Origin of the sequence: Pseudomonas sp. LG1E9 (genome assembly GCF_003290225.1) — a bacterium.
Lineage (GTDB): Bacteria > Pseudomonadota > Gammaproteobacteria > Pseudomonadales > Pseudomonadaceae > Aquipseudomonas > Aquipseudomonas cyclaminis.
The window spans coordinates 2067324-2093938 of the sequence record NZ_CP029983.1 but is presented as its reverse complement, the minus strand read 5'-3'; the positions used below and the strand labels follow the sequence as shown (position 1 = coordinate 2093938).

Annotated in this window: 30 protein-coding genes; 6 read left to right on the top strand and 24 right to left on the bottom strand. The window is 59.4% G+C overall.

Annotation, left to right across the window (positions count from 1 at the left end; translation table 11 throughout):
- The first annotated feature begins 5 nt into the window (after positions 1–5).
- On the top strand, positions 6–440 hold the full coding sequence (locus DNK50_RS09830) for a PA3611 family quorum-sensing-regulated virulence factor (protein WP_112193793.1): 435 nt from the start codon (positions 6–8) through the stop codon (positions 438–440).
- A gap of 290 nt (positions 441–730) precedes the next feature.
- Entirely contained in the window at positions 731–1843 is a 1113-nt protein-coding gene (locus tag DNK50_RS09825) for a TIGR00730 family Rossman fold protein (RefSeq protein WP_112193791.1), read from the top strand.
- Between the two features lie 61 nt (positions 1844–1904).
- Here DNK50_RS09825 and recX read toward each other — a convergent pair whose 3' ends face one another.
- From recX to DNK50_RS09710, 23 genes are all read right to left on the bottom strand, one after another.
- Positions 1905–2372 (bottom strand): recombination regulator RecX, encoded by a 468-nt coding sequence (recX, locus tag DNK50_RS09820; RefSeq protein ID WP_003189043.1) that lies wholly within the window; start codon positions 2370–2372, stop codon positions 1905–1907.
- Positions 2373–2380: 8 nt separating this feature from the next.
- Positions 2381–3439, bottom strand: coding sequence for a recombinase RecA (gene recA, locus DNK50_RS09815; protein ID WP_032891767.1), 1059 nt, complete (start codon positions 3437–3439; stop codon positions 2381–2383).
- Between the two features lie 84 nt (positions 3440–3523).
- Positions 3524–4024, bottom strand: a complete 501-nt coding sequence (locus tag DNK50_RS09810) for a CinA family protein (protein WP_099583461.1) — start codon at positions 4022–4024, stop codon at positions 3524–3526.
- 81 nt (positions 4025–4105) lie between these two features.
- Positions 4106–4600: a lysis system i-spanin subunit Rz gene (locus DNK50_RS09805; protein ID WP_112193789.1), complete on the bottom strand. Its 495-nt coding sequence runs from the start codon at positions 4598–4600 to the stop codon at positions 4106–4108.
- Complete coding sequence (locus DNK50_RS09800; protein ID WP_112193787.1) at positions 4588–5145, bottom strand: glycoside hydrolase family 19 protein; 558 nt, start codon at positions 5143–5145, stop codon at positions 4588–4590. The genes DNK50_RS09805 and DNK50_RS09800 overlap by 13 nt, the downstream gene beginning before the upstream one ends.
- Positions 5146–5167: 22 nt before the next feature.
- A complete protein-coding gene (locus tag DNK50_RS09795; protein WP_112193785.1) occupies positions 5168–6169 on the bottom strand; it encodes a contractile injection system protein, VgrG/Pvc8 family in 1002 nt (333 codons plus the stop codon).
- A 9-nt stretch (positions 6170–6178) separates the two neighbouring features.
- Positions 6179–6391, bottom strand: a complete 213-nt coding sequence (locus DNK50_RS09790; RefSeq protein ID WP_112193783.1) for a tail protein X — start codon at positions 6389–6391, stop codon at positions 6179–6181.
- Positions 6384–6767 carry a phage tail protein gene (locus DNK50_RS09785; protein WP_099583465.1) on the bottom strand — a complete coding sequence of 128 codons (384 nt, stop codon included), beginning with the start codon at positions 6765–6767 and terminating at the stop codon, positions 6384–6386. The genes DNK50_RS09790 and DNK50_RS09785 overlap by 8 nt, the downstream gene beginning before the upstream one ends.
- Entirely contained in the window at positions 6767–8989 is a 2223-nt protein-coding gene (locus DNK50_RS09780; protein ID WP_177411511.1) for a phage tail tape measure protein, read from the bottom strand. Before DNK50_RS09780 ends, DNK50_RS09785 begins: the two co-directional genes overlap by 1 nt.
- 128 nt (positions 8990–9117) lie before the next feature.
- Positions 9118–9699, bottom strand: a complete 582-nt coding sequence (locus DNK50_RS09775; protein ID WP_099583544.1) for a phage tail assembly protein — start codon at positions 9697–9699, stop codon at positions 9118–9120.
- Between the two features lie 180 nt (positions 9700–9879).
- Positions 9880–10386: a phage major tail tube protein gene (locus tag DNK50_RS09765; protein WP_112193779.1), complete on the bottom strand. Its 507-nt coding sequence runs from the start codon at positions 10384–10386 to the stop codon at positions 9880–9882.
- On the bottom strand, positions 10386–11552 hold the full coding sequence (locus tag DNK50_RS09760; protein ID WP_112193777.1) for a phage tail protein: 1167 nt from the start codon (positions 11550–11552) through the stop codon (positions 10386–10388). Before DNK50_RS09760 ends, DNK50_RS09765 begins: the two co-directional genes overlap by 1 nt.
- A gap of 2 nt (positions 11553–11554) precedes the next feature.
- A complete protein-coding gene (locus tag DNK50_RS28910) occupies positions 11555–11728 on the bottom strand; it encodes a hypothetical protein (protein WP_177411510.1) in 174 nt (57 codons plus the stop codon).
- An 88-nt stretch (positions 11729–11816) separates the two neighbouring features.
- Positions 11817–12074 (bottom strand): tail fiber assembly protein, encoded by a 258-nt coding sequence (locus tag DNK50_RS09755; protein WP_244643647.1) that lies wholly within the window; start codon positions 12072–12074, stop codon positions 11817–11819.
- A 10-nt stretch (positions 12075–12084) separates the two neighbouring features.
- Positions 12085–12723: a hypothetical protein gene (locus tag DNK50_RS09750; protein ID WP_099583469.1), complete on the bottom strand. Its 639-nt coding sequence runs from the start codon at positions 12721–12723 to the stop codon at positions 12085–12087.
- Between the two features lie 27 nt (positions 12724–12750).
- Positions 12751–13284, bottom strand: coding sequence for a hypothetical protein (locus DNK50_RS09745; RefSeq protein WP_112193775.1), 534 nt, complete (start codon positions 13282–13284; stop codon positions 12751–12753).
- Positions 13281–13919 carry a phage tail protein I gene (locus tag DNK50_RS09740; RefSeq protein ID WP_112193773.1) on the bottom strand — a complete coding sequence of 213 codons (639 nt, stop codon included), beginning with the start codon at positions 13917–13919 and terminating at the stop codon, positions 13281–13283. Before DNK50_RS09740 ends, DNK50_RS09745 begins: the two co-directional genes overlap by 4 nt.
- The gene (locus tag DNK50_RS09735) at positions 13916–14911 is read right to left on the bottom strand and encodes a baseplate J/gp47 family protein (RefSeq protein WP_112193771.1); all 996 of its coding nucleotides are present in this window, start codon (positions 14909–14911) and stop codon (positions 13916–13918) included. The genes DNK50_RS09740 and DNK50_RS09735 overlap by 4 nt, the downstream gene beginning before the upstream one ends.
- Positions 14908–15240: a phage baseplate protein gene (locus tag DNK50_RS09730; protein WP_112193769.1), complete on the bottom strand. Its 333-nt coding sequence runs from the start codon at positions 15238–15240 to the stop codon at positions 14908–14910. Before DNK50_RS09730 ends, DNK50_RS09735 begins: the two co-directional genes overlap by 4 nt.
- A gap of 9 nt (positions 15241–15249) precedes the next feature.
- Positions 15250–15861 (bottom strand): phage baseplate assembly protein V, encoded by a 612-nt coding sequence (locus DNK50_RS09725; protein WP_112193767.1) that lies wholly within the window; start codon positions 15859–15861, stop codon positions 15250–15252.
- A gap of 3 nt (positions 15862–15864) precedes the next feature.
- Complete coding sequence (locus tag DNK50_RS09720) at positions 15865–16380, bottom strand: hypothetical protein (RefSeq protein ID WP_112193765.1); 516 nt, start codon at positions 16378–16380, stop codon at positions 15865–15867.
- A gap of 23 nt (positions 16381–16403) precedes the next feature.
- Complete coding sequence (locus DNK50_RS09715; protein ID WP_112193763.1) at positions 16404–16742, bottom strand: phage holin family protein; 339 nt, start codon at positions 16740–16742, stop codon at positions 16404–16406.
- Positions 16743–17332: 590 nt separating this feature from the next.
- On the bottom strand, positions 17333–18067 hold the full coding sequence (locus tag DNK50_RS09710; protein WP_112193761.1) for an XRE family transcriptional regulator: 735 nt from the start codon (positions 18065–18067) through the stop codon (positions 17333–17335).
- Positions 18068–18608: 541 nt separating this feature from the next.
- On the opposite strand from DNK50_RS09710, the gene mutS reads away from it, so the two are divergent.
- Both mutS and fdxA read left to right on the top strand, forming a co-directional pair.
- Positions 18609–21200 carry a DNA mismatch repair protein MutS gene (gene mutS, locus DNK50_RS09700; RefSeq protein ID WP_112193758.1) on the top strand — a complete coding sequence of 864 codons (2592 nt, stop codon included), beginning with the start codon at positions 18609–18611 and terminating at the stop codon, positions 21198–21200.
- A gap of 142 nt (positions 21201–21342) precedes the next feature.
- On the top strand, positions 21343–21666 hold the full coding sequence (fdxA, locus tag DNK50_RS09695; RefSeq protein ID WP_034111970.1) for a ferredoxin FdxA: 324 nt from the start codon (positions 21343–21345) through the stop codon (positions 21664–21666).
- 499 nt (positions 21667–22165) lie between these two features.
- Here the strand turns inward: fdxA and apbC are convergent, their stop codons facing one another.
- Positions 22166–23260: an iron-sulfur cluster carrier protein ApbC gene (gene apbC, locus DNK50_RS09690; protein ID WP_112193756.1), complete on the bottom strand. Its 1095-nt coding sequence runs from the start codon at positions 23258–23260 to the stop codon at positions 22166–22168.
- Between the two features lie 171 nt (positions 23261–23431).
- Here apbC and metG point away from each other — a divergent pair, with 171 nt between their 5' ends.
- Together metG and rsxB are read left to right on the top strand one after the other, a co-directional pair.
- Positions 23432–25483, top strand: a complete 2052-nt coding sequence (gene metG / locus DNK50_RS09685) for a methionine--tRNA ligase (protein WP_099583481.1) — start codon at positions 23432–23434, stop codon at positions 25481–25483.
- Positions 25484–25596: 113 nt separating this feature from the next.
- Positions 25597–26559, top strand: coding sequence for an electron transport complex subunit RsxB (gene rsxB, locus DNK50_RS09680; protein WP_112193754.1), 963 nt, complete (start codon positions 25597–25599; stop codon positions 26557–26559).
- The last annotated feature ends 56 nt before the right edge of the window (positions 26560–26615 follow it).

The following is a 26615-nucleotide window of genomic DNA, read 5'->3' as shown; positions in this document are numbered from 1 at the left end:
GTTTCATGCTGCGTTCCATGCTGCGCTTTGTCGCCCCATCCATCGCCCTTGCGCTGGTGTTGCCTGTGGGCGCACATGCGGCCTCGCTGCTGGAGGCCCAGATGAACAGGAAACTGCAAAGCGTCGCGGCTGAGAGCAACAAAGACCTGCCCCGGGAAATCGACGAAAAAACCCTGGAAGTGGCCTACACCGTTGAAGGCATGCAGTTGATCGATCACTTGAGTGTGATGTCCGACCGCGCCGAGCAAATGCGCGCCAACCCCAAGGCTGTGTATTTCCAACTGGGGCAAAGCGTTTGCCTGAACAAAGGCTACCGCGAGCTGATGGCCAAAGGCGCCGTGATGCGCTACGAAATCACCGAGAACAAGACTAACCGTCCTGTGGCATCGGTGAAGTTCGTGGAAGCGGATTGCCCGGCACCGCCAAAAAAGAAAAAGTGATTCTATCTGACGTTCGCGCGCTGCTCTCAGTGGCGCGCATCCCCCCGCTCCAACGCCCCTCAAACAGCTAGACTCCGTATTGAGCAACCAATAAGCGGTTGCCAGCCAACGGTTTTTCGGCTCATGATCAAGCCATCCCAACCGCTCACTCACAGCACTTTTCATGCTGTTCTGTAACATTTTCAGGGCAAAAGAAGGTTGCCCCCTGCGGCAAGCAGCGACACATGTAGTGTCGTAGCCTCCGGCGAACTTCTCGTCGGCTACCCGGCCCTGCAAGAAGGAGAAGTTGAATGCCTTACGCACCGAATGACAGCCTGCTCCAGCATTTTGAAAAAAACGGGGCCGACCTCACGCAGCAGGTCGAAGCCCAACTCCAACTGATCGCCCCCGACAGCCCGAATATCCCTCTGTACCGCGACATGATCCTCACCGTGCTGCGCATGGCACAGGACGACCGCAACCGCTGGAATGCCAAGATCACCCTGCAAGCCATCCATGAACTGGACAACGCCTTCCGTGTGCTCGAACAGTTCAAGGACCGGCGCAAAGTCACCGTATTCGGCTCGGCCCGCACGCCGGTGGAAAGCCCGCTGTACGCGCTGGCCCGAGAAGTGGGCGCAGCACTGGCGCGCTCGGACCTGATGGTGATTACCGGTGGTGGTGGCGGCATCATGGCCGCGGCGCACGAAGGCGCAGGCCTGGAGCACAGCCTGGGGTTTAATATCACCCTGCCATTTGAACAGCATGCCAACCCGACGATTGATGGCACCGACAACCTGCTGTCCTTTCACTTCTTCTTTACCCGCAAGCTGTTCTTCGTCAAGGAAGCCAATGGACTGGTGTTATGCCCTGGCGGGTTCGGCACGCTGGATGAAGCGCTGGAAGTGCTGACGCTGATCCAGACCGGCAAGAGCCCGCTGGTACCGGTGGTGTTACTGGATGCGCCGGGTGGCGGGTTCTGGCAAGGCGCGCTGGACTTTATCCGCAGCCAGCTGGAAGCCAATCGCTATATCTTGCCAACTGACCTCAAGCTGGTGCGACTGGTGTATAGCGCTGAAGAGGCCGTGGAAGAAATCAATCAGTTTTATGCAAACTTCCACTCCACTCGCTGGTTGAAGCGTGAGTTTGTGGTGCGCATGAATCATCCGCTCAGCGATCGGGCGCTGGCCCATTTGCAGAGCGAGTTCGCCAGCCTGCGGTTGAGCGGTGAGTTTCGGCAACTCGCTTATACCGGTGAGGAGCATGATGAGGCACGGTTCAGCCATCTGACGCGGCTGGTGTTTAACTTTAATGGTCGCGACCAGGGGCGCTTGCGGGAATTGGTGGATTACATCAATTTGCCGGAGAACTGGGTGCAAGCTCAGGGCAAGGCGCAGCAACGGATGACGCCAGAGACAGCGTGACTTTTTACAGCCGAAAAAAAAGGCCCACTATTTTCATAGTGGGCCTTTTGTTTTTTGGCGTTCAGTCGTCCATATCCCGACCACTTAACAAGCGGCTGATCATGTCCATCGAAAACCCGCGATAACTCAAGAAGCGACCTTGCTTCGCACGTTCCCTGGCATCAATCGGAAGGTGGCCCGCAAACTTGCGACGCCAGGTTTCCTCCAACTGCGACTGCCAACTGATACCGCACTCACGTAGCGCGAGGTCAATATCGGCACGTTGCAGTCCACGCTGGCTCAACTCTTCGCGAATCCGCGCAGGGCCATAACCGGAACGTGCGCGGTAGGACACAAAACTTTCAAGGTAACGGGCTTCCGACAACAGCCCTTCTTCCGTCAACCGGTCGAGGGCTGTTTCGATCATCTCAGGCTCTGCACCACGCTGACGCAACTTACGTGTCAGCTCGACTCGCCCATGCTCGCGGCGAGCGAGCAGGTCCATCGCAGTGCGCCGAACGGCGACGAGTGTATCCAGTACAACAGTCATCTTTTGCTTCAGACGTCAGTATCGGCTTCTTCCACTTCTGCAACCGGCTCGCGGTTGGCAGCAGCTTTCACGTCAGGGGCTGCGGTCAGCAGCTTGTCGCGGATCTGCTTCTCAAGCGTGGCGGCGATATCCGGGTTGTCTGCCAGGAACTTGGCCGAGTTGGCCTTGCCCTGACCGATCTTGCTGCCGTTGTAGGCATACCAGGCACCGGACTTCTCGACGAAACCGTGCAGCACGCCCAGGTCGATCATCTCGCCGTTCAGGTAAATACCTTTACCGTAGAGAATCTGGAACTCAGCCTGACGGAATGGCGGCGCCACTTTGTTCTTCACAACCTTGACGCGGGTTTCGCTACCAACAACCTCGTCACCTTCCTTCACCGCGCCAGTACGGCGGATATCCAGACGGACCGAAGCGTAGAACTTCAGCGCGTTACCACCGGTGGTGGTTTCCGGGCTACCGAACATCACGCCGATCTTCATACGGATCTGGTTGATGAAGATCACCAGGCAGTTGGCGTTCTTGATGTTACCGGTGATTTTACGCAGTGCCTGAGACATCAGACGGGCTTGCAGACCCACGTGCATGTCACCCATTTCGCCTTCGATTTCAGCCTTGGGTACCAGGGCTGCCACGGAGTCGACCACGATCACGTCGATGGCGTTGGAGCGCACCAGCATGTCGGTGATTTCCAGGGCTTGCTCACCGGTGTCCGGCTGGGAAACCAGCAGGTCGTCAACGTTGACGCCCAGCTTGCCGGCGTATTCAGGGTCCAGGGCGTGCTCGGCATCGACGAACGCGCAAGTGGCGCCCATTTTTTGCGCCTGGGCAATCACCGACAGCGTCAGAGTGGTTTTACCGGAAGATTCAGGACCATAGATTTCAACGATACGGCCTTTTGGCAGGCCGCCAATGCCGAGTGCGATGTCCAGACCCAGAGAGCCAGTGGAAATAGCCGGGATCGCCTGACGGTCGTGATCGCCCATACGCATTACGGCACCCTTGCCGAATTGACGTTCGATCTGACCCAGGGCCGCAGCCAAGGCTTTCTTCTTGTTGTCGTCCATTAAAGTCCTCACGTAATCAATAAGGCCGGGGCGGCCAACACCTGTATAAGTAGACAGTATTGTTCCACAAAGATCGTAGATCGCCTACCCCTGATTTTCTATTTCTGCTGCAGCTCGTCGCAACAAGCCCTCTAGCGCAGCCTTTACCGTTTGTCGGCGGACCTCATCGCGGTTGCCGGGGAAGTGCTCAAGCTCGGCCGTGACCTCGTCGCCCACGCCGAAGGCCAACCACACTGTACCCACCGGTTTATCTGGCGAACCGCCGTCGGGCCCGGCCACGCCGCTGACTGCCACGGCGAATCGGGCCAGGCTTTTTTCCTGGGCGCCGCGGGCCATCGCTTCCACCACTTCCTGGCTGACGGCCCCGACTTTGGCGAAGAGTTTTTCCGGCACATTCAGTTGCCGGGTCTTCTGCCGGTTGGAATAGGTGACATAACCCGCCTCGAACCAGGCCGAACTGCCCGGAATCCTCGTGATGGCTTCGGCAATACCGCCGCCGGTACAGGACTCGGCAGTGGTGACGTGGGCACTGAGCACCTGCAAGCGGCGCCCCAGTTCGGCAGCCAGTTGAGTGATTTCCTTCACGGTCGTCTCCAGGAATGGGCGGGGGTTTGCCTACCCTACAGGAGCCCGTCGACCATGCAAGACACAGAGTGCATCAAGAGACTAATGCGCGACGGCCTGCACGTAGGCCTGGCAAGCACGCAAGGCGATCAGGGCGTTATCGCCGTCGTCGGTGATGCGGATAATTCGCTGAGCATGCGCCGGGTCAAGTCGGGCTCGCGAGGTTGCATGAACCACGCCGCTGGCGGTGGGGGCGGCAGGCACTGTGCAGCCACTGGCGACGGTGTCGAGAAGGACTGACAGCCGCACATCAGCAGTGGCCAGGCGGTCGCGCAGAGCAGCTTGGTTGCGTTGGGCATCGTTCAATTCCTGGGTGTGGTGCTGGTCGCCGGTGTTGAGCTGTTGTTCAAGAACCAGGCGTTTGGCCTGTTCGGCCTGTTGTTGCTGAAGAATTGCCTGGCTTTGCTGGCTGAGCGCCTGTGCATGGACCACCGATTGCAGCTCCAACTGCGCCCCGTATCGCCACGCTTGCACCTGCCACACAAGCGCCATGAGCAGGCACACACCGACCAAGCGAAACACACCTAGGAAACGCATAGCACCGCCTTCGCCCGCGCCCACAACTGCAAACGGTCGTCCAGGCCGTTGAGGCCGCCGTTGATGCGCCGGGTGATGGTGGTGAACTGGCCTTTGTCGGCGAGCTCGTTGAGGCCGCTGCTTTGCCAGAACCAGGCGGCGGATTCGCAGGCCCATTGAGGCTGCTCCAGCAATTTCGGTTGTCGCAGCAGACGATCGTCACCAAACAGAGCTTGGCTGCACGCCAGGTAATTACGGCGCCCGGTGATCTGGATCAGCCCCCTGCCCCGATACATTTGCCCATCACCGTCCGCCTCAGGGGTGTTGCCCAGCCGCGCGGCCAAGCTGCCGGTGTCGTACTTGCTCAGGTATTGATCGCTACCCAATTCGCGCACGTACTGTAACTGGGCAGACTCGTGACCGATTTGGGCGAGGAAGGCGGCGACGCGACGGGCCGTATTGATCTGGTGCCCCGCAAAGGCCGCATTTAGAAAGGTTAAAAAAATGCCCGCGCGAAGGCGGGCTCCAGGCATTACACCCAGAAGCTGAGCATGTGTGATTACCATGGGTTTTACTCTAAGAAAGGATCTACACCGACAAACCGCTGGCCTGGACCGTACTCCGATAGCCACCTTTTCGCTCGCCCCTGGATTTCACCGTTTTAATCGACCAGCGCCCTTGCATGAACCCCGGCCACGACTCATCCAACAGCAACAGGCCTTCAGCAGCCAACGAAGGATTACCAGGGCAGACCACATCGATTTGCAACCCTTCGCGCCCCACCCGCCGCATCTCTCCCTGCGCCGCCGAGCGCGCTTCGTCCTCGCTCTGGTATCGCTGTGTCACCACTTTGAAGGGTGCGATGCCCACATTGACGACACGCTGTTTTCCGGCTGCCGCGTCCCACCATGACGTTTGCGCGCCGTTGTATTTGGCACGGCTGGTGTCGGTGAAACTGGCGCTGATGAACGCGCGCTCGCCTGGACGATTGTCATGGGTAATCGACAACCGTACATCCGGCAATGCCTTGCCCGACAGCGTCTTGATCTGGCCTTTACGCCCCAGTACATACAGCTCATCGACAGGTTTGGCCACCGCATCGAAGCGCTTTGCCAGGCGCGTCAGAAAAGCCATGTCGCTTTCATTGGTCTGATCGATGTGCGCGATCGGCTCACCGTCGAGTTCAGGCGCCACACGCGGTGAAAAACCGTATCGGGTGGTCAGTTGGCGAAACAGCGCACCCAGGGTTATCGGCCCATGGCTGGCGGTGCGGCGCTGTTTGAATTCGTGCTCGTCGAACGGTGCCGCCGTGGCCACCAGCACCAGTCTCAATGGGAACATCGAGGGCGTGCGCTGGGTAATCTTGAACACCCCCTTATCCACCAGGCCCGATTCCAGGTAGCCGATACGCAGGCCGATTTTGCCGCCCAGATCGGGCAGCCCTTCAAGACCCTCGATATCAAGGGTCAGCTTCAGTTGATCAGACACAAACCCCGCTGCGTCGGTGTGTTCCCACTCCAATAGCCGCTCGTTAAATAGCGCGGCATTAGTTCCGTAAAGCTCCACTACAGGTGTAAATCCGAGTGCCATAATGGCTCCTTAATCCCAGGCGGAAACCGGTCGACTTGCGACCGGTTGCGCATCCAATTCGGGCACCAGCACACTGACGCCCGCAGGCAGTACTGCGCCCTGTTCGGCCAACTTCGGATTCAAGCGCCACAACGCCTCTTCTGCGGCATCATCACTGCGCCCCAGTTGGCGGTAGAGCAACAGGTTCACCGAGTCGCCGGCAATACTTCGAACCCTACGCATTGACGAACTCCTCCAGTACCAACGACCAATTGATCACCATGGCCGTACCGTCGTCGATCACGCTGGCTTGTTTTTCACTGATCGACTTGATGGTCCATAACCCCCAGTTACGCCCTAATCCGTCCACCAACGGCAACGGCGTCCGCAGGGCCTGCAGGGCGCGCAACTCATCCAGGCGCGCCATGCCCTTGGCGCGCGCAGCCTTGCCGCCGAATGCCAGCGTTTCGAGCCCCTGGCCGACCTGGCTGGATTTAGGTTTGCCGGCAATGATGTCGAGACTGACCCAGCCCCCGCTGCTCCCACGATCAAGCGTGTCGTAGGCGAACCCACGGGACAGCCCGAAAATAAAAGTACCCAAGACCATCTGTTGTCGCATCACACAGCTCCATCGGTGAGTGCTGCGCCGCGTCGGGTCGCCAGCAGGTTGTCCATCGACAGCGGGGTAAATTGCGCTTCGATCTGTTGCACCACGAGCGCCGCCAGTTGTTGATGGCTGGCTTGCTCAGGCGCGGTGATGGTGATTTGCGGGGCGAAGTTGATTTGGCGGTTGTCGGCTTGAGGGGCGTTGAGGTTTTTGCTGACCTCTGTGGGCGATGGCAGGCGATCGCCTGTCCCCATCACTTTTTCAGCGAGCCACGCACCGACGTCACTGCCCACGAAAGTGCCCACGGCACCACCGACCACCTTACCGATTGCGCCCCCGGCGACGCCGCCCATCACACCGCCCAAAACTGTGCCGGCACCCGGAACGACCGAACCGATAACAGCTCCCGCCAGCGTGCCGACCGCTCGGCCAATCGCCATCCCGGCCACATCACCGACGACACCGCCGGCAACACCGCCGCCGATCGAGCCCACGCTAGTGCCAACCGCTTGACCCAGGTTTCCGGTCATCGCGCCTTGCGTCATCTCGACACCGGCCTGGGCCACCACCAAACCCAGGGGGACCCCTTTGGCCAGCTTGCTCACCTTCGCCGCTTTGCCAGAGATGCCAGGGCCGGAGGCCGACGGGCGATTAGCGTTGTGCCCGTCATTACTCGGGGCTTTGCGCTGGCTGTCCGGCGGCGTGGTTTTATTCCCTGCGGCCGGCCCCTCTCCGAGCACTTTCCCTGCGACCTTTTCGAAAATCTTGTCCTTCACGGCACCGAAAACACCGGAAACCACCGGGATCAGCACCGCCCCCGCCAGGGTGACGGCAGCGGCAGCCTTGGGCAGGCCTTCCGCGAGCCAAGCCACGCCACTGACCAGGCCGTTCATTGCGGTCAGCGAGGCATCCACAACGGGGGCCAGCGCTGCATCAGAGGCGGTGCTCAAGCGTGTGGTACTGGCCTCGTAGGCTTGCCGACGTGCGTAAGTTGAGTCCGCACGAACCGTGGCCGAGCGCAGGACCGATCCCTGATCGCCCAACGTGGAAGTAGCGTAGGTGGACTTCTCGGCCACCAGCGAAAAGGCCTGTTTCACGCTGTCGATCACCGGCACCAGGCTCAGAATGGTCTGGTTGCCGTCAAACAACTGCGTCGCCAGCATCGCCTGCCGTTCTGCAGGTTGCGATTTGAGGGCCTCCAGCACCGTAAGTACGGCCTGCGGGGCGTCCTGCTTCATGCCCGCCGCGAGTACTTTTGGATCAAGCTTGAGCTCTGCCCAGGCGCTGCGTTGCCCTGCAGAGGCGTTGTCGCCTTTAGCCAGGACCGCGCTGATTTTTTCCAGCCCGGCACCGGCAACAGCCTTGCTGTTACCTGCGCTCAACAACGCCGCCGAAAGCGCTGCAGCCTGTTCGGGGCTCATGCCCGCAGCCTTCGCGGCAGCGCCCTGGAGTTGCACAATAGCGCCGATATCCGCCGATTCGGCCTTGAGCGAAACCTGGGTGCCCAGCACGTTTGTTGCGTCGGCAAGGTCCAAGGCTTGTGCGCGATCAAGGTGCATTGACTCGCGCCAGCCGCCCATGAGTTCGCCGGCATTTTTGACGTCGATCTTGAACGCCGTCGCCATGATCGCAGCGTCGCGAGCGAACTGCTGCAGGTCTGCCCGGCGCCCAACGGGGTCGATATTGCCCGAAGCGTCCTTACGATCACTGCCGATACCGGAACGGGCGGCGGCATACTCGACCTTCGCGAGGTCGACGGCACTGGCACCACTGGCAGCCACCACCGGCTCGGACGCCATGGCAAGGTTAGCTTCACGCAATGCCTTGCGCTCATGCCGGGCAAACATCAACAGTTGATCAATATCGGTCATCGCGGCGTCCAGCGCCTGCGAGGGTGTGCGCTTGTCTGTAGCCGCGACGGTCTTCGTACCCTCTGCGTTCCCGGCAGCTTCGGCTTGCCGGGCGTCCATCACCTTGAGCAACGAGACGTTGAACAGCTCCAACGTATCGACCAACCGTACCTGCCCGTCCGCCAGATGCTTGATCTGCAAGCTGGCATCGGCCAATGCCAGTGCCAAACTCGCCGCACTCCCCGGTGCCACCTCAAGTGGGCTCGGCAGCGCTTGGGTGATAGGTTTGAGACTGGCCTGCATTCCTGTCATCTGAAGTGCGCCCTGAGTCAACACGCCGTCCTTGGCAATGGCTGACCCTGCTCCATGATTACTATCTGCCATTGCGCTCTACTCCTGTTTAACACCAAGACGACTGATTGCGATGTCGTAGCGGCGCATTGCTTTTCCGGCTTCCCAGTCGAGGATTTCCGCTTCGCTTACTGAGTAAACCAGCGGCACTACATCGAGGATCACTTCGATGTCGCGTTCCGAAAGAAGTCCGCCGGTTTGTTTAAAAAATCGTCAATGCGCTCCTGCAGCTCGGTCCAGTCGGGGACGGTCAGGCCGGCAAGATCGGGAATCATCAGGCCGGTGCAGTGAGCGGTGATGAACTCGGCCCGGTCTTTGTTAGTGGCCAGTTTTTTCATCACCTTGGTAGCGCGCAAGGCGGGCATTTCCAGGGTGACGCTGGTGAGAGTGCGACCGCTCGCGTCCAGCGGCAGCAGCAGGGCAACCTGTTCGCACGTCAACGACTCGCGCGGGCTATCGGTTTGCGCGAGAAAAAACGATGCAGGCCGGGTCGACATTTCGTGTACGTACTGCGCAATGCTCACGTAGTCCGGGCGCTTGAGTTGGTCGAGCTCTTTTTCCGACAGGCCGGTGGCGAGTTTCGCCAGTTCGAAGAACTGGTCGTCCTCGTCATCACCGGCCCGGGCCAGCGCGTCTTTCTGCGCGGCGTAGAACAACGGCTTGAGTTGAACTTGCTCGATCATTGCACCGGTGTCGGCGGTGATCGGGGACAGCAGGATGTGCAACGGTGGCATCCAGGCCATGGGGAATTCCTTGTTGAGCGGTGTTGAAAAGTGTGAAAAATCTAAACCTGAGCACGGCCCCTGTGGGAGCTGGCTTGCCTGCGATGGCATCCACTCGATGCTCCAGGGATACCGAGTCGCCTGCATCGCAGGCAAGCCAGCTCCCACCTTGCCCGTGCTCGCTTCAGATTGCGCCGGCCCTTAAGGCATCAGCACCGCGCGGCGGGCATCGCCAAGAATGTCGACGCCGTTGAGCACGAACTTCTGGGTACGCACGTCGATGTCGATCACTGGAATGCCATTTTCCAGACGGTTGTAGGTACGGCAGGACAATTCCAGAGTGGTGACCGGCTTGGCGTTCATGGTCAGCGCCGTCTCGGCCAGGGACTTCAGCTTGCCGCCCACGGTGTGGTAGGTGAAATAGGTCTTGCCGTCCTGATCCTGACCGGCTTCACGCACGTTCAACAGGATGTCGTCACCCTGGGTGACGCCAAGCGCCAGCAGGACTTGGGCGCCAACACCTTGCAGTACCAAGGTTGCATTCAGCACTTTGGCGCTTTTGGAGACCTCCTCGGCGATGAAGCGCCCACCGGTCATCGGGTCCATCTCGAACTCGATCTTCGGCGGCGTAAAGGAATCAACGGTTGCCGACAACGGCAGGCCTTGAAGGGTGGCCGCAATGGCCTGTCTGACTCGGTTGGTAAACATTAGAGAACGTCCTCCAGGAACTGCTCGATGATTTCATCGCGGGCGTTGAGTTGATAAACCATGTGTTCATTCGGCGCGTAGCGGCCGTAGTCGATGACGATGAACCAGGTGCCGTTCTTGTACTTCTCGACGCTGTTCAGTTCCGGGTGCAGGTACACGCTGCCGCCGGGAATGGTTTCGTCGGCCACCAGGGTTTGCAGCCAGTCGTTGATGCGCTTGACCTCCTGGTCCATGAAGGACTTGGTGAGGTTCTTGGCCATGGCTTTCTGGCCGGCCTTGACCAGCTTGCGGCTGATGGCATCTTCCAGGCCGACGTAGCTGATGAACTTGCCGGTGATGGAGCGGTTACCCAGCAGCGAGAAACCGCCGAGGATGGTGCGCGCGTAGTAGCTCACGCCATAGCGGTTGAGCAGATCGCCTTCGGTGGAGGTGTCGAGGATGTTGTACTCGACGACGCGGGAAACATCCTCGGCGAACGTCACCTGATTGCCCGGGCTTTCCCACTGTTTGACCTTGGCCAATGCGGCGATGGCCAGGGACGACGGCGACAGGAACACGTTTTTCTTGGCCGCCTTGGAGTACACCGACGGCATGTTGTGCACCAGCAGGCATCGGTCGAAACCGAGGTCGGCACCGCCCAGCTCGCCGCTGTAGGTCACTTGGTCAGCGACGGACGCGTCCTTGCCATCCAGCACCACACGCGCCTTGATGCGCTTGCCGAAGGAGGCGAACTCACCCGCCACAGCCTTGGTGGCGGTAAAGCCCGGTGCGCCAATGATGGTCAAGTCTTCAGGAACACTGCTCAAGGCCGCCAGGCCCAGCTTGCGGCCGGTGACGGGGTCGTTGCCGCCGATCACGTTATTGATGGTGTCGGCCGGGGTCGCGCCTTCTTCGACGATCACCACGTAGACCGGCACCTTCACCACTTTAAGAATCTGGTACACCGCCTGGAACAAAGTACCCGACTCCGTGCCGGTAGGGTCCAGCAGCGCCTGGGTGGTAAAGCTGTTGATCCGGAACGGTGCGTTTTTCGGGATCGACGCATGGGCCTTCGGCGCGGTGCCGACCAGACCGATCACGTTATCGCCCAGGCCACCCATGGCCTCGGGGGATTCGGTGGCATTGACGGTGATGCCGTTGTGCTCGAAGTTCAAAACCTCAGCCATGATTAGTCAGCCTTCTTGGGGGTGGAATTAAGGACGCTGGTCAGTTCCAGGCGGCCAGCGGTGCGCAGGGCGGTTGCTTCGACGTCCAGTAGTTCAAGCTCATCGCCGACGGTGGACCAGTGGCCGTTGCCGGTGGGGAATGGGATGAGGACGGTGTAGGTTTGGCGGTTGGCCATGGGTGGAATTCTCCGAGTGGAAAATGCCAAAGCCCCTGCGGGGAGGGGCTTTGGGGAGGCGAAAAAAAACCGCTTTCGCGGTGGGGGGTTACTTCAGGAAGGTTGGCAGCTCGGGCCACACCAGCTTCGAAGGTTCGCTTGCCTGCTCAGGGATATCGCGCAATGCCTTGCGATACGCAGCTACCTCAGCACGTTGTGCGTCGGTGGCTGGGTGGTCCGGCAACTGGGTGAAATCAGTAGCACGTAGAAATTGATCACGACGGGCGCGAATAGCTGCCCACTCCACTTCCGGCATTGGATACGCAAGCGGCGAAGTTTGAAGCGTTTCAACAGATGTATCAGACATATCAATCACCTCAGTTAAATACCACGTTCTCAGCGCGCGACAACCTCGATTTCAGTTCACCCACATTGAAGAGGCGACCATTACCCACTCGCATCGTGTCGATACGCACAGTTGTATAGTAGATATTTGGCACCAGAATACGCATCACGACGTTTCCGTTGGTATCTGCATAAACGGCAGGCGTCATATTACCAAACGTCGAAATATTCATAAGAGCCCTGTTAGGCTTATAGCAATAACCCACCACCGTCTCATCAATAATCTTGGCGGTTCCGTAGCTATAACCCTGAATATTGAACCAGAACATTTCCGCGCTGACGTTAATATTCAATGGCAACTTGAAATGTATGTATACCTTTTCAAGGCCTCCCAGATCGGTTGAATCGAAATCGCCTACAGACAAGACACTGATAGGAGTCCCCTGCCCGTCGATACCTCCGGTAGTGTAAACATGACCTTGGAAAATATTCCGTCGAACGGAGCCAATTGCGTTGGCACTCCCCTCGACATCCTTGAGATTTCGCCACTCATTGAACTGCGCCAACGCCCCGGCCATGGTCGTATTGATACTGCCAATCTTTCCATTGACCGCAGTGGTCAAGTTATTTGCCGCTGTCACCAGCGACGTAATAGTCGTTTCTAGACTCACGTTTAAAACTCCTTAAATGTTAATGCCTTAACGGCTCGCTTCCAGCGACATCAAACGAAACAACAATTCGGTGTGACGAGCCATATTGTCGATATTAGCTGTTGCGAGTACCGCAATATCCTCCCCCAACAATATATTGAGGTTGTCACTCCCCACCACAATCGTCACGCTATCCGCCGGCAACGGCGAAATATCCAGCGTGAACTTTTGCAGCACTCGCGCCGCCGCCGCTTTATACGTCAGCAACTTCCCCGCCACGGAATACACCGCCAACAGGGTGCCGCTGGCGAGGTAAAACCCGAACTCGCCAATCTCATACTCGCCGTCGCCATCAAACAGCGCGGCCATCCTGAGTTGGCGCTCGCCCAGGTCTTCGTAATCGACGATAGCCACCCGTTGGCGCTCGTCACGCAAGGCCACTTCCGTGCCGTTGGGGTTGTAGCGGCCGGTGCCGGCGCCGATGTGGGTGATTTCGCCTTTGAGGCCCTGGTTCTTTGCCTGCAGCACTTCATCCAAACCTTTGGAGGTGAAGCGCACCAGGCGCGTGATTTCATATGTCATGGCTGCGCCCTGAGGTCGTAATCGTTAATGGTGTAGTGCTGGGCAACCCCGGCGCTGTTTAGGCGAGCCACCAGCGCCAATTCCGGCAACGCGCCGTTCAGGTAGAACTCGCCGTCGCTTAAAGGCGCGTCGAGCACTTGCGTGAGTGCGAGCTGGCCTTCGGTCTCATGCACGATGGTGATCGTCGCCTGATCGCGCTCACTTTTGGCTGCGTTGATACGCCGGATCAGCCGGTTGTGGTCGCCACTGGACCAACTGCGCCCGATGATCGCCTGCACGTCGAAGGTGTAAGGCACGCCCAGCGGGCGTTGCTGGTACCAGGCGCTGATATTGGGCGTGAAGCCCAATGATTCCACCGCGTGGCTCAGCGCCTTGGGCGTACCTGCCTGGCGCTGGATCTGCCAGGACAAAGCCAAGGTCAGGCGTTTTTCCGCTTCGCTGGCCTCGGCATCCCATTCGCTGACGCCACGATCGGCGGCCAGGTAAGGTAGGAACTCACTAGGGGTATACAGCGGGTTCATCAGCGCCGGAAACGGCGGGGTGACGCGCTCGAGCAATCTGCCGAAGCCCAGGTCCAGGGCCTTTTCCAGCGGTGAGCTGTTGGCCGGTAGCAAACTTGCGTTGGGTTCACTCATAGCGTGCGCACCTCCACCTCGACACCCGTGCAATACGGAGCCTGGAACGCGGTGCTGACAATCGGCGCCAGCGGTTCGAGGATGTGCAGTTGCGCAGCGCCGGCACTGTGGATGGCGTAGTCGATCCAGCTGGGGTCCACCCGCCCTTCCAGGCGGTGGCAGGACTCTGCGTAGTCTTGCAGCAGTTTCTGCGCCGCCACTTGGGTCAGCCCCGAGTCCGGGCCGGCGTTGATCTTGGCCACCACGCGAATTTTATAGGGTTGAATCTGCGCGCCTTGGACGCTGACCAGATCGGTTTCGGGCCTTACATCCGGCCGTACGAAATGTCGACGCACACCGTCAAGCAAGTCGGCAGATGGCGTGCCGTCGCCCTCCCTCGAAAGCACAGTGACCATGACTTCACCCGGTGCGGTGCGGCGAGCGTTGCCGTCCTTGACCTGGGCCGCGTAACCGTCCGGGTCGAAGGTGTAGGTGACCGTGACCACACCGGGCGTCGCACTTTGCACTTTCACCGCCGGGCGCTCACCCAAAGTGAACACTTCACGGCGATACTGCATGCGCGAGCCCGCCGCCGGAGCGTGGGGCGCCAGGTAGTAACGCAGGCGGGCGTCGTCGTCGCTTTCCAAGGTGGGCGGCACCGGCGGGAATGCGGCCGGGTCGCCGGGGTCGAGTACTTGGCGTTCCAGGCCCATATCGGCCAGGCGTGCATCCAGGTTGCTGCCGGTGGCCCACCACGCCAGCATCTGCTTGATGCGGGCGTTATATTTGCGCTCATGGGTTTGCAGGCGCACGCAAAAAGCTTCCAGCGCCAGGGTCAGCAGTTCGCTTTCGTTGTCGAGGCTGACCTGGAGTTTGGCTGCGCTTTGCGGCGCGCGGGTGGCGACGTAGTCGATGACAAACGCTTTGAATTCGGCCAACAACGGTTCGAACTCATCGACCTTAATAATGGCCGGTTCCGCCAGTTGGTTCTGGCCGGGGATCAGCATGCTCATGTCACGACCTCGAAGGATTGTTGGCGGTTTTTCCAGATGCCGGCAAACCGCAACAGCAGGCCGGCGCCTTGGCGGGTGGCGACGATGACCTGAGGGTCGAAGTCGCCGATGCCGTTGTGGGTGTTGTAGAAGGCTTGCGCGGCGTGGCTCTGGGCGAGGATCAACAGGTCATCGCCGAGGTTCTGGCCGAGCAACTGCGGGATCAGCGAGCCGTACAACGGGCGTTTTTGCCGAGTGCCCACAGGGGTGGTCAGCGCTCGGGTGGCGCGCTGCACAAATTGCAGCCAGTCGTCGACGGCCGCCCCGGTGTTCCTATCGATTCCGAGCATGGGGTGTCCTTATCGGGGGCTGATGACGCGTCCTTGATGGTCCACCACCGGGCCGCTGAAGTGCGCGCCGCCGGCATCCAGCAACAGGCTGGTGCCACCGACTTGCAGGGTGATGCCCTGGGCGCTGAGGGTCAGGCTGGTGGCGCCGACTTTGACGTCAACCTGTTCGCGGGAACCGCTGAACGTGGTCGGGCCGTTGACCCAGTTGAAGGTGTGGCTGGCGTCGTCGTAGTCGCTTTGGGTGCCGTCTTGATGTCGGCGCCGGGTCAGCGTCGCCACGCTGGAGACCGGCGGGAAGCGATCACTGTTAAGGCCGAACAGAGCCACGGATTGCACACCGCCCTCCCCCCCGCCGTAGTTGAGCAGCAGGCATTGCTCACCCACCGTGGGGATGCGGGTTTCGGTTTGTGCACCGGCACTGGGGTTGAAAAAACGGATCGCCGGGGTGAGCAAGTCACCGTGGCTGACCTTGCAGGTGTTGCTGGCCGCATCGACCTGCTGGCAAACACCGATCCGGCAGAAGCTCTCGGCGCGGCGGTAGAGGTCTTCGAGCTGGGACTCCATCTCGGCCAGGCGTTCGACGATCGGTCCCAATTGCATGCGTAACAGCGCGTCGAACATGGGCTACTCCGCCAGTGGCTGGTATCGGGTTGGGTCGTCGATGTTGGAGACGTCCCAGGTGCAGGCAAATAGCGGTTGGCCTGTGGGATCGTCGAGTAACGCCGGCCCCAGATAGAGGGTTTGCGTGAAGGAAACCGTCCAGGTGTCGTAGTCCGTTTGCACGGAAGTGCGCACAGCGGGCGCAGCGACGATATTCGCCGGCAAATCGCACTGTGCCTGGGGCAGGTTCCAACTGTTATCCAGCACCAGATCCATCAGTTGGCTGGCCAGGTCGCAGGCGTCGAACGGCAATGCACCGGGTGCCACCATGGCCCTGAGCGAAATGGCCAAGACGTGGGCCTTGCGCCCTTCACGGGAGCGAATGCCCGGGCCATTGCCTTCGACCGTAACCATTACGCCGGTTTGTTCAGCATCGCCTTGAAAGTCTTGGTGACTGCCGACCTTGATGTCCGGGAAGGCCGCATGCAGCATCGAGCCGATGGCCTGGGGCAGTTGGGATGGCTTTTCGATAAACGTCATTTTAAGTCGCGTCCTTGCAACGGTTAGTGCGGGTCCTGGCCGGAGCCTTGGTTGATCCCGATGCGCTTGGCCGCCCATCGTTCATAAAGGCCGATGGCCACATCAGCACCGGCCATGGCGGTCAGGCAACCAATCGCGCCGGCGGTCCAGATCGACATGCCGGCGGCGTAGCACAGCATCAGGGCCGACACCCCGCAAACCATGCACGCTCCGGAACGCAGGGCCAATCGGCGGATCAGCGACCAGCCACGTGCGCCTTCTTTATCGGCGCGCCACATTTCACCTGAGACCCCGCCGATCAGCGCCAATATGATGACCAGCCAGATAGGCATTTCCGCTAACGCTTGCTGTTCATTTGTCATGTCACGCCTCCTGGCTGAGCAATAAATAGTCCGTATTTCATTTACAAATGCTTGGATAGGTAGGCATTCCAAAAAGCCCGGTCGCCCGGGCTTTTCAGTAATGATGTCCTCGGACTTTCGGCGCTACTGGCGCGGTACGGTCCTTCCCTCGATGTTTTTCCGACCACGATCCCTGTCTGCCGGATAACTGCTTCTGGTGCTTTACGCTGCACACCCGGGTCAGTTGCCAACCCTCTGAACCGTTAAGGCCGGTTCATCGCTGCCTGTTGTTGAAGCGTTGAAACTTAAGAGCGTCGGCATCCTTGCCGGTGTTGCCTGGCATCCCTGCCATCGCTTCGATGGCGTCCTTGCCGGTATTGCGTGCCTTCCTTGTCTTCCTTGGCAGCATCCTTGCCGCCTCCACCAGGCCTTGTTGGCTGGCTTGAGATGAAGAATATGCATGTATGCATATACAGTCAATGCATAAACGCATTTATTTTTGCCAAGGAAATGCATTGATGCATTGGAAGCCTTGCGGGCTTGGGCTTGGCCGGTTTTCCAGGGGCGAAAAAAAACCCGCACATGGGCGGGTTTCTTCTTACGCGTGGAGGTTAGCGGGCGTACATGCCCCACCAGAAAACATGACCGAGGATACTGATCTGCTCATCCTGGATCTCCTGGAAGCTGTAGTCCTCATCCGGATGTTCATCACGATTGAAGCTGCGCAGGCGAATGCCGGAAGGCAGGCGGTAGAGCTGTTTAACCCGCAACTGGCCGTTGTGATTGATGGCATACAGGTCGCCATCCACAATATCGCCAATGCCGCTCTTGCCGGCATTCACCCCCACCGTGGCGCCGTCGCGCAACACCGGCAACATACTGTTGCCGCGCACTGTCACGCACTTGGCCTGGTCGAACTGCACACCGTTATGCCGCAGGCTGCGTTTTCCAAAACGCAAGCTGGCCTTCTCGCTTTCCTCGATGACGAATCTTCCTGATCCAGCAGCCAATTCAACCTCGCGCAGAAAGGGGATCGACACCTCGTCATCATTAACGGGCGTGTCGTCGTCCCACAGGCTTATGTCCTTGAGTTCAGAATGCATAGGGTCGCGCTCGTCGTCCCGCGAAACGCCGACCGCTACGCGCCCGCGCAGTTGGTCGGTGCTGACGCGAAAGTACTCGGCGATGCGGGAAATATGCTTGTCCGACGGGTCGACGATCTTGCCGCTGAGAATCCGGGACAACGTGGATTGAGGCACGCCGGTACGCCGGTGAAGCTCCGTGGGGGAGATCCGGTCGCGATCCAGCAGTTCTCTTAAGACGATAGAAACGTTGCGTTTTTGCATGATGCGGATACTGACGGGAGATTGAAAGGTTAGCAAATGCTAAACGGCATACATTATGCACTTTTTTATGCATTGACGATGCCCTTAGCAGGTCTGCGAAGGGCAAGTGTTGAGTGATAACCTTATCGCCATCGCAAAACCGACGGGAGACGAGCAAGGATGACTCAATGGAGAACTTACAATTTCTGGACCAAGGCATGGATACTGAGCCTGATGGCACTGATTACCCTCGTTTCCGACGATGCAGATCCAGGCTCATGGGGCGATGGCTCGTCTAATCGCAAACGCGTCTTCAGCCCCGGCTTCATTGTGCTCTGCACTTTGGTGGCGGCGTGCGAACTGATACTCCTGAACCATTTCTACGGTAAGTGAACTGATTTGAAACGCTGTAATTGAGTCATACCCCTTTTGCGTTTTACCTATCAGCTTGCGACCTGCGAAGCCCCGACCTCGCGTGTTAACCTTGCCGCCATCGCAAAATCAGCAGGGCCAGGTGCCCCATCTTTGCCCCACTCCTTTTAACGAATTTGCTAACTATCTGATGAGTAAGAACACTTCCGATCTGTCCTCCCATACCCCAATGATGCAGCAGTACTGGCGCCTGAAAAACCAGCACCCTGATCAGTTGATGTTCTATCGCATGGGCGACTTCTACGAGATCTTCTACGAGGACGCGAAGAAGGCCGCCAAGCTGCTGGACATTACCCTGACCGCGCGTGGGCAATCGGCAGGGCAGTCGATTCCGATGTGTGGGATTCCGTACCATTCGTTGGAAGGTTACCTGGTCAAGCTGGTGAAACTGGGTGAGTCGGTGGTGATCTGTGAACAGATCGGCGACCCGGCCACCAGCAAAGGGCCGGTGGAACGTCAGGTGGTGCGCATTATCACGCCGGGGACGGTGAGTGATGAAGCGTTGCTGGATGAGCGTCGCGATAACCTGATCGCCGCGGTGCTGGGCGATGAGCGTTTGTTCGGCCTTTCGGTGCTGGACATCACCAGCGGCAATTTCAGCGTGCTGGAGATCAAGGGCTGGGAGAACTTGCTGGCGGAGTTGGAGCGCATCAATCCGGTGGAGTTGCTGATCCCGGATGATTGGCCGAAAGACTTGCCAGCCGAGAAACGCCGTGGGACCAAGCGCCGCGCGCCGTGGGATTTTGAGCGGGACTCCGCGTTGAAAAGTCTGTGCCAGCAGTTCTCGGTGCAAGACCTCAAGGGCTTCGGTTGCGAGACGTTGACCCTGGCCATCGGCGCCGCCGGTTGCCTGCTCAGCTACGCCAAGGAAACCCAGCGCACTGCCCTGCCGCATTTGCGCAGCCTGCGCCATGAGCGCCTGGACGACACGGTGGTGCTCGATGGCGCCAGCCGCCGAAATCTGGAACTGGACACCAACCTGTCAGGCGGGCGTGACAACACCCTGCAATCGGTGGTCGACCGTTGCCAGACCGCCATGGGCAGCCGCCTGCTGACGCGCTGGTTGAACCGTCCGTTGCGGGATCTGGCGGTGCTGCAAGCGCGTCAGACCTCTATTACCTGCCTGCTGGATGGCTACCGCTTCGAAAAGCTGCAACCGCAGCTCAAGGAAATCGGCGATATCGAGCGGATTCTGGCGCGGATCGGCCTGCGCAATGCGCGCCCTCGTGACCTTGCACGCCTGCGTGATGCCCTCAGCGCCCTGCCGCAGTTGCAAGTGGCAATGACCGAACTGGACACGCCGCACCTGCAGCAATTGGCCGAAACCGCAGGTACCTATCCGGAACTGGCAGCCCTGCTGGAAAAGGCCATCATCGACAACCCGCCGGCGATTATTCGTGACGGTGGTGTATTGAAGACGGGTTACGACAGTGAGCTGGATGAACTGCAAGCCCTGAGCGAAAACGCCGGGCAGTTCCTGATCGACCTGGAAGCCCGCGAAAAGGCCCGCACAGGCCTGGCCAACCTCAAGGTCGGTTACAACCGCGTGCACGGCTACTTTATTGAACTGCCAAGCAAGCAGGCCGAGTCGGCACCTATCGACTATCAACGCCGCCAGACCCTCAAAGGCGCCGAGCGTTTTATCACGCCGGAGCTCAAAGAGTTCGAAGACAAGGCGCTGTCGGCCAAGAGCCGCGCCCTGGCTCGGGAAAAGATGCTCTATGAAGCCTTGCTCGAAGACCTGATCAGCCAACTGGCGCCGCTGCAAGACACTGCCGCCGCCCTGGCGGAACTGGATGTATTGAGCAACCTTGCCGAACGTGCGCTGAACCTTGACCTGAACTGCCCGCGTTTTGTCAGCGAGCCGTGCATGCGCATCGTGCAGGGGCGCCACCCGGTGGTCGAACAGGTGTTGACCACGCCGTTTGTCGCCAACGACCTGTCGCTCGACGACGATACCCGCATGTTGGTCATCACCGGTCCGAACATGGGCGGTAAATCCACCTACATGCGCCAGACCGCGTTAATCGTATTGTTGGCGCATATCGGCAGCTTTGTACCCGCGGCCAGTTGCGAGCTGTCCCTGGTCGACCGCATTTTCACCCGAATCGGCTCCAGCGACGACTTGGCCGGTGGCCGTTCCACCTTTATGGTGGAAATGAGCGAAACCGCCAATATTCTGCACAATGCCACCGAACGCAGCCTGGTGTTGATGGACGAAGTGGGGCGTGGCACCAGCACCTTCGATGGCCTGTCCCTGGCATGGGCGGCAGCCGAGCGGTTGGCGCATCTGCGGGCTTACACGCTGTTTGCCACCCACTACTTCGAGCTGACGGTACTGCCGGAAAGCGAGCCGCTGGTGGCCAACGTGCATCTCAATGCCACCGAGCACAATGAGCGCATTGTGTTCCTGCACCATGTGCTGCCAGGGCCGGCGAGCCAAAGCTACGGCTTGGCGGTGGCGCAGTTGGCCGGTGTGCCGAACGACGTGATCCTGCGTGCCCGCGAGCACCTCAGCCGGCTGGAGACCACGGCCTTGCCCCACGAAACGGTGGTCGCCAGCCCGGTCAAAGCCAACAGCAAACCCGCCGCGCCGCACCAGAGCGATATGTTCGCCAGCCTGCCCCACCCAGTGCTGGATGAGCTCGCAAAGCTCGACCTGGACGGCTTGACGCCACGTAAAGCGCTCGAAATGTTATATGCACTGCAGGTTCGGATATAACGCAGACGCTTGCAAGCTGGTAGACTCTCGCGCGGTTTGGGATGCTGCAGGCTTTTAGCCTGGCCTGCAGACTATCGCTCCCGAACCTCGCGAGCCCTGCCGTAAAGGGTTTCGCCGCCGCCGCCTGAGGAGAAAATTAGAAATGACCTTCGTCGTTACCGACAACTGCATCAAGTGCAAGTACACCGACTGCGTCGAAGTGTGTCCGGTGGACTGCTTCTACGAAGGCCCGAACTTCCTGGTTATTCACCCGGATGAGTGCATTGACTGCGCCCTGTGTGAACCAGAATGCCCGGCCAACGCTATTTTCTCTGAAGATGAAGTGCCCGCAGGCATGGAAAATTTCATCGCGTTGAACGCTGAGCTGGCTGACATCTGGCCTAATATCACTGAAAAGAAAGACGCGCTGCCTGACGCTGAAGAGTGGGATGGCAAAACGGGTAAGATCGCCGACCTCGAACGCTGAAAGCTTCACTGATCGTCCAAAAGGCCCCTTGCGGGCCTTTTTGCGTTTCTGGATGAAGGGTTTCACTTTTCTACAGGCAAAAAAAAGGGGCGGTATGACCCGCCCACATTTTTTCCCTAGTCCCTGTGTTCCTTTTCATCATCCTGATGAATCGCATCCTGCGACGTTCCTTCAAACCATCGTTCCTTGATGGCTGTGCCAATCCGTGGACACAGGGCTGATGTTAGAGGGTTCCCTGGGAAGTTCAACGGGGCACAACTCACCCCGCCATACAGTCACACCCGCAACACGCTATAAAATACTTCTTATATATCAATAGCATAGAGATATCTTTCGATATTTAGAGCCATAAGTATCTGATAGAAAAACCGAACACTTACGCAAAAGTAAGTTAATGCTTACACGCACGACTGAGTAAATGCGCACCCGATACCGCCTGCGCCTTGCGTAGACAAGAAAAAGCCCCGACAACGCGAGGCTCTTTTGCCCTTCAACCCTCTCAGTCGTCGGTGACGGTAATGGTCGGCATGGCCGGTGCCGCCGCTTCCTGCAATACAATCCGCGCGCCCACGTGACGGGCCAGTTCCTGATAAACCATCGCAAGCTGACCGTCCGGCTCGGCCGCTACGGTAGGTTTACCGCCGTCGGCCTGTTCACGAATGGCCATCGACAACGGCAACGACGCCAGTAATTCAACCCCGTACTGGGTCGCCAGCTTCTCGCCGCCGCCTTCACCAAACAGGTGTTCGGCGTGACCGCAGTTGGAGCAGATGTGCACGGCCATGTTTTCCACGACGCCCAGCACCGGGATGTTGACCTTGCGAAACATCTCCACGCCTTTTTTCGCGTCGAGCAGCGCCAGATCCTGGGGTGTGGTCACGATTACCGAGCCAGCCACCGGGACTTTCTGCGCCAGGGTCAGTTGGATATCGCCAGTGCCTGGCGGCATGTCGATGACCAGATAATCCAAGTTGCCCCAAGCGGTCTGCGTAACCAATTGCAGCAAGGCGCCGGAAACCATCGGCCCACGCCACACCATCGGCGTGTTTTCATCGGTCAGGAACGCCATGGACATGACTTCCACGCCCAGGGATTCGATGGGCACGAACCACTTCTGATCCTTGACCTTCGGCCGCGTACCTTCGGCAATCCCAAACATCACGCCTTGGCTTGGGCCATAGATGTCGGCGTCAAGAATGCCTACGCGGGCGCCTTCACGGGCCAGGGCCAGCGCCAGGTTGGCCGCCGTGGTGGATTTACCCACACCACCCTTGCCGGAGGCCACGGCCACCACGTTCTTGACGTTAGCCAGGCCCGGAATCTGTGCCTGGGCCTTGTGCGGCGCGATCACGCACTGGATGTCGACCTTGGCTGAACGAACACCGTCGAGACCTTCGATAGCCATTTGCAACATCTGCGCCCAGCCACTTTTGAACAGCCCGGCGGCATAACCCAGCTCCAGCTGCACCGACACCTGATCCCCCTGGACCTCAATGGCGCGCACACAGCCGGCACTGACCGGGTCCAGATTCAAATAGGGGTCGGTGTACTGGCGAAGAACGGCTTCCACCGCTGCGCGATTCACGGCGCTCATGGGCTACTCCCGAAAAAGACTGACTGAAACAGGCGGCTATCCTAACCGTTCCGGCCGCTGAACGGCACGCTTTCGAAGGCGCGGAAAATTCTGAAACAGCACCACGGGGTGAAATAAATTTCCCGGCGCTTTATAGTGGCCGACCTCCGTTTCATCAAGTAGCCGAGCCCCATGTCCGAGCCACGCAAGATCCTCGTCACCAGCGCCCTGCCCTATGCCAATGGTTCTATCCACCTTGGCCATATGCTTGAGTACATCCAGACCGATATGTGGGTGCGCTTCCAGAAGCACCGCGGCAACCAATGCATCTATGTCTGCGCGGACGACGCCCACGGTTCGGCCATCATGCTGCGCGCCGAAAAGGAAGGCATCACCCCGGAACAACTGATCGCCAATGTGCAGGCTGAACACAGCGCCGACTTTGCCGAGTTCCTGGTGGACTTCGACAACTTCCACTCCACTCACGCCGAAGAAAACCGTGAGCTGTCGAGCCAGATCTACCTCAAGTTGCGTGATGCCGGGCACATTGCCCAGCGTTCGATCACCCAGTATTTCGACCCGGAAAAGAAAATGTTCCTGGCCGATCGCTTCATCAAGGGCACCTGCCCGAAATGCGGCACTGAAGACCAGTACGGCGACAACTGTGAAAAATGCGGTGCCACTTATGCACCGACTGACCTGAAAGATCCGAAGTCGGCAATCTCCGGCGCCACGCCGGTACTCAAGGATTCCCAGCACTTCTTCTTCAAACTCCCGGATTTCCAGCAGATGCTGCAAACCTGGACCCGCAGCGGCACCCTGCAGGATGCCGTGGCGAACAAGATCGCCGAATGGCTGGATGCCGGCCTGCAACAGTGGGATATCTCCCGCGATGCACCGTACTTCGGCTTCGAGATCCCGGATGAGCCGGGCAAGTATTTCTATGTGTGGCTGGACGCGCCGATCGGCTACATGGCCAGCTTCAAGAACCTCTGCGACCGCACGCCGGAGTTGGACTTCGACGCGTTCTGGGGCAAGGACTCCACCGCCGAGTTGTACCACTTCATCGGCAAGGACATCGTCAACTTCCACGCCCTGTTCTGGCCGGCGATGCTCGAAGGTTCGGGCTACCGCAAGCCGACCGGTATCAACGTGCACGGCTACCTGACGGTCAACGGCCAGAAGATGTCCAAGTCCCGTGGCACCTTTATCAAGGCGCGCACCTACCTGGACCACCTGTCGCCGGAATACCTGCGCTACTACTACGCGTCCAAGCTGGGCCGTGGCGTCGACGACCTGGACCTGAACCTGGAAGACTTCGTACAGAAGGTCAACTCGGACCTTGTCGGCAAAGTCGTCAACATCGCCAGCCGTTGCGCCGGTTTCATCCACAAGGGTAATGCCGGGTTACTGGTTGCAGAAAATGCCGCACCGGAACTGACCGACGCGTTCCTGGCCGCCGCGCCAAGCATCGCCGACGCCTATGAAGCCCGCGACTTTGCCCGCGCCATGCGCGAGATCATGGGCCTGGCCGACCGCGCCAACGCCTGGATCGCCGACAAGGCCCCGTGGTCGCTGAACAAGCAGGAAGGCAAGCAGGCAGAAGTCCAGGCGATCTGCGCCACCGGCGTCAACCTGTTCCGCCAGTTGGTGATCTTCCTCAAACCGGTGCTGCCATTGCTGGCGGCCGACGCCGAGGCATTCCTCAACGTCGCCCCGTTGACCTGGAACGACCACACCACCTTGCTCAGCAACCACCAGTTGAACGAGTTCAAGCCGCTGATGACCCGTATCGACCCGGTAAAAGTCCAGGCCATGACCGACGCTTCGAAAGAAGACCTGGCCGCCAGCCAGACCGACACCGGCTCGGCTGCACCAGCGGGCAACGGTGAGTTGGCCAAGGACCCGCTTTCTCCGGAAATCGAGTTTGACGCCTTTGCCGCCGTTGACCTGCGTGTTGCGCTGATCATCAAGGCCGAAGCCGTGGAAGGCGCCGACAAACTGCTGCGCCTGACCCTGGACATCGGTGACGAGCAGCGCAATGTGTTCTCCGGGATCAAGAGCGCGTATCCGGACCCCTCCAAGCTCGATGGTCGCCTGACCATGATGATCGCCAACCTCAAGCCACGCAAAATGAAGTTCGGTATCTCCGAAGGCATGGTGATGGCGGCTGGCCCTGGTGGTGAAGAGATCTACCTGCTCAGCCCCGATAGCGGCGCCAAGCCGGGTCAGCGCATCAAGTAACCCTGCAAATCAGCCCTGCCGTCTTGGCGACAGGGCTGTTGAGCTAGTGCCCCTTTCTCGCTTGCCGGATAATCAGGCCCTGTTTGTTTAACCGGCTTGCCAATGATCACCCCATGAATCTGATTCAACGTATCGACGCGCTGCTGCCGCAGACCCAATGCGGAAAGTGCGGGCACCCGGGTTGCAAGCCTTACGCCGAGGGCATCGCGCAGGGCGAGGCCATCAATAAGTGCCCGCCCGGTGGGCAGGAAACCATTGCAGGCCTTGCGCTGCTGCTGCGCGTACCGGTGCTGGACCTCGACACCAGCCGTGGCGAGGCGCCAGCGCAGGTTGCGTACATCCGCGAGGCTGAGTGCATCGGGTGCACCAAGTGCATCCAGGCTTGCCCGGTAGATGCCATCGTTGGCGCCGCCAAGTTTATGCACACGGTGATTATCGATGAGTGCACGGGCTGCGACCTGTGCGTCGCACCGTGTCCGGTGGACTGCATCGAGATGCGCCCGCCGATCACCGTGCTGCCTATCGTAGGTGGCCTGGCGGCCAACGACGAAGAACGTCATGACCGTGAAATCAAGCGCAACCGCGCACGGCGGCGCTTCGAGCAACGTAACGCGCGCTTGCAACGAGAAGAAGAGCACAAGCTCGCCGAACGCCTGGCCCGAGCCAGACACGTGGTACCGGAGCCTCCCACACAGCTGGATACTCACGAGGCCGCGAGGGATGCGTCGATCAAGAAAGCCAAGATCAACGTTGCAATGAGCCGCGCCCAATTACACAAATCGCTGAAGGCATTTGGGCATCCGCCAACATTTGAGCAGCAATCACAGTTGATCGTTCTGCAACAGCAGTTCGAAGCAGCAGAACAGGCACTGGCCGCCTTGGACCAGAACAACGCGCTCGCGACGCCGCTCCCCAGCAACAACAACGCCGCCCTCAAACGCGCCAAGATCCAGTTGGCGATGCGCCGCGCAGAGCTGAAGAAAGCCCAGGACCAACAGGGTGATGCAAAACAATTGGCCGACGCAAGAAGCAAGGTCGATGAGGCCCAACGCCAGCTGGATGCCCATGGTGACTGACGCGCCCTGGGGTGGTTGATCGCCATTGCCGCCCCCCGTTGATACCTGTCGGGTTT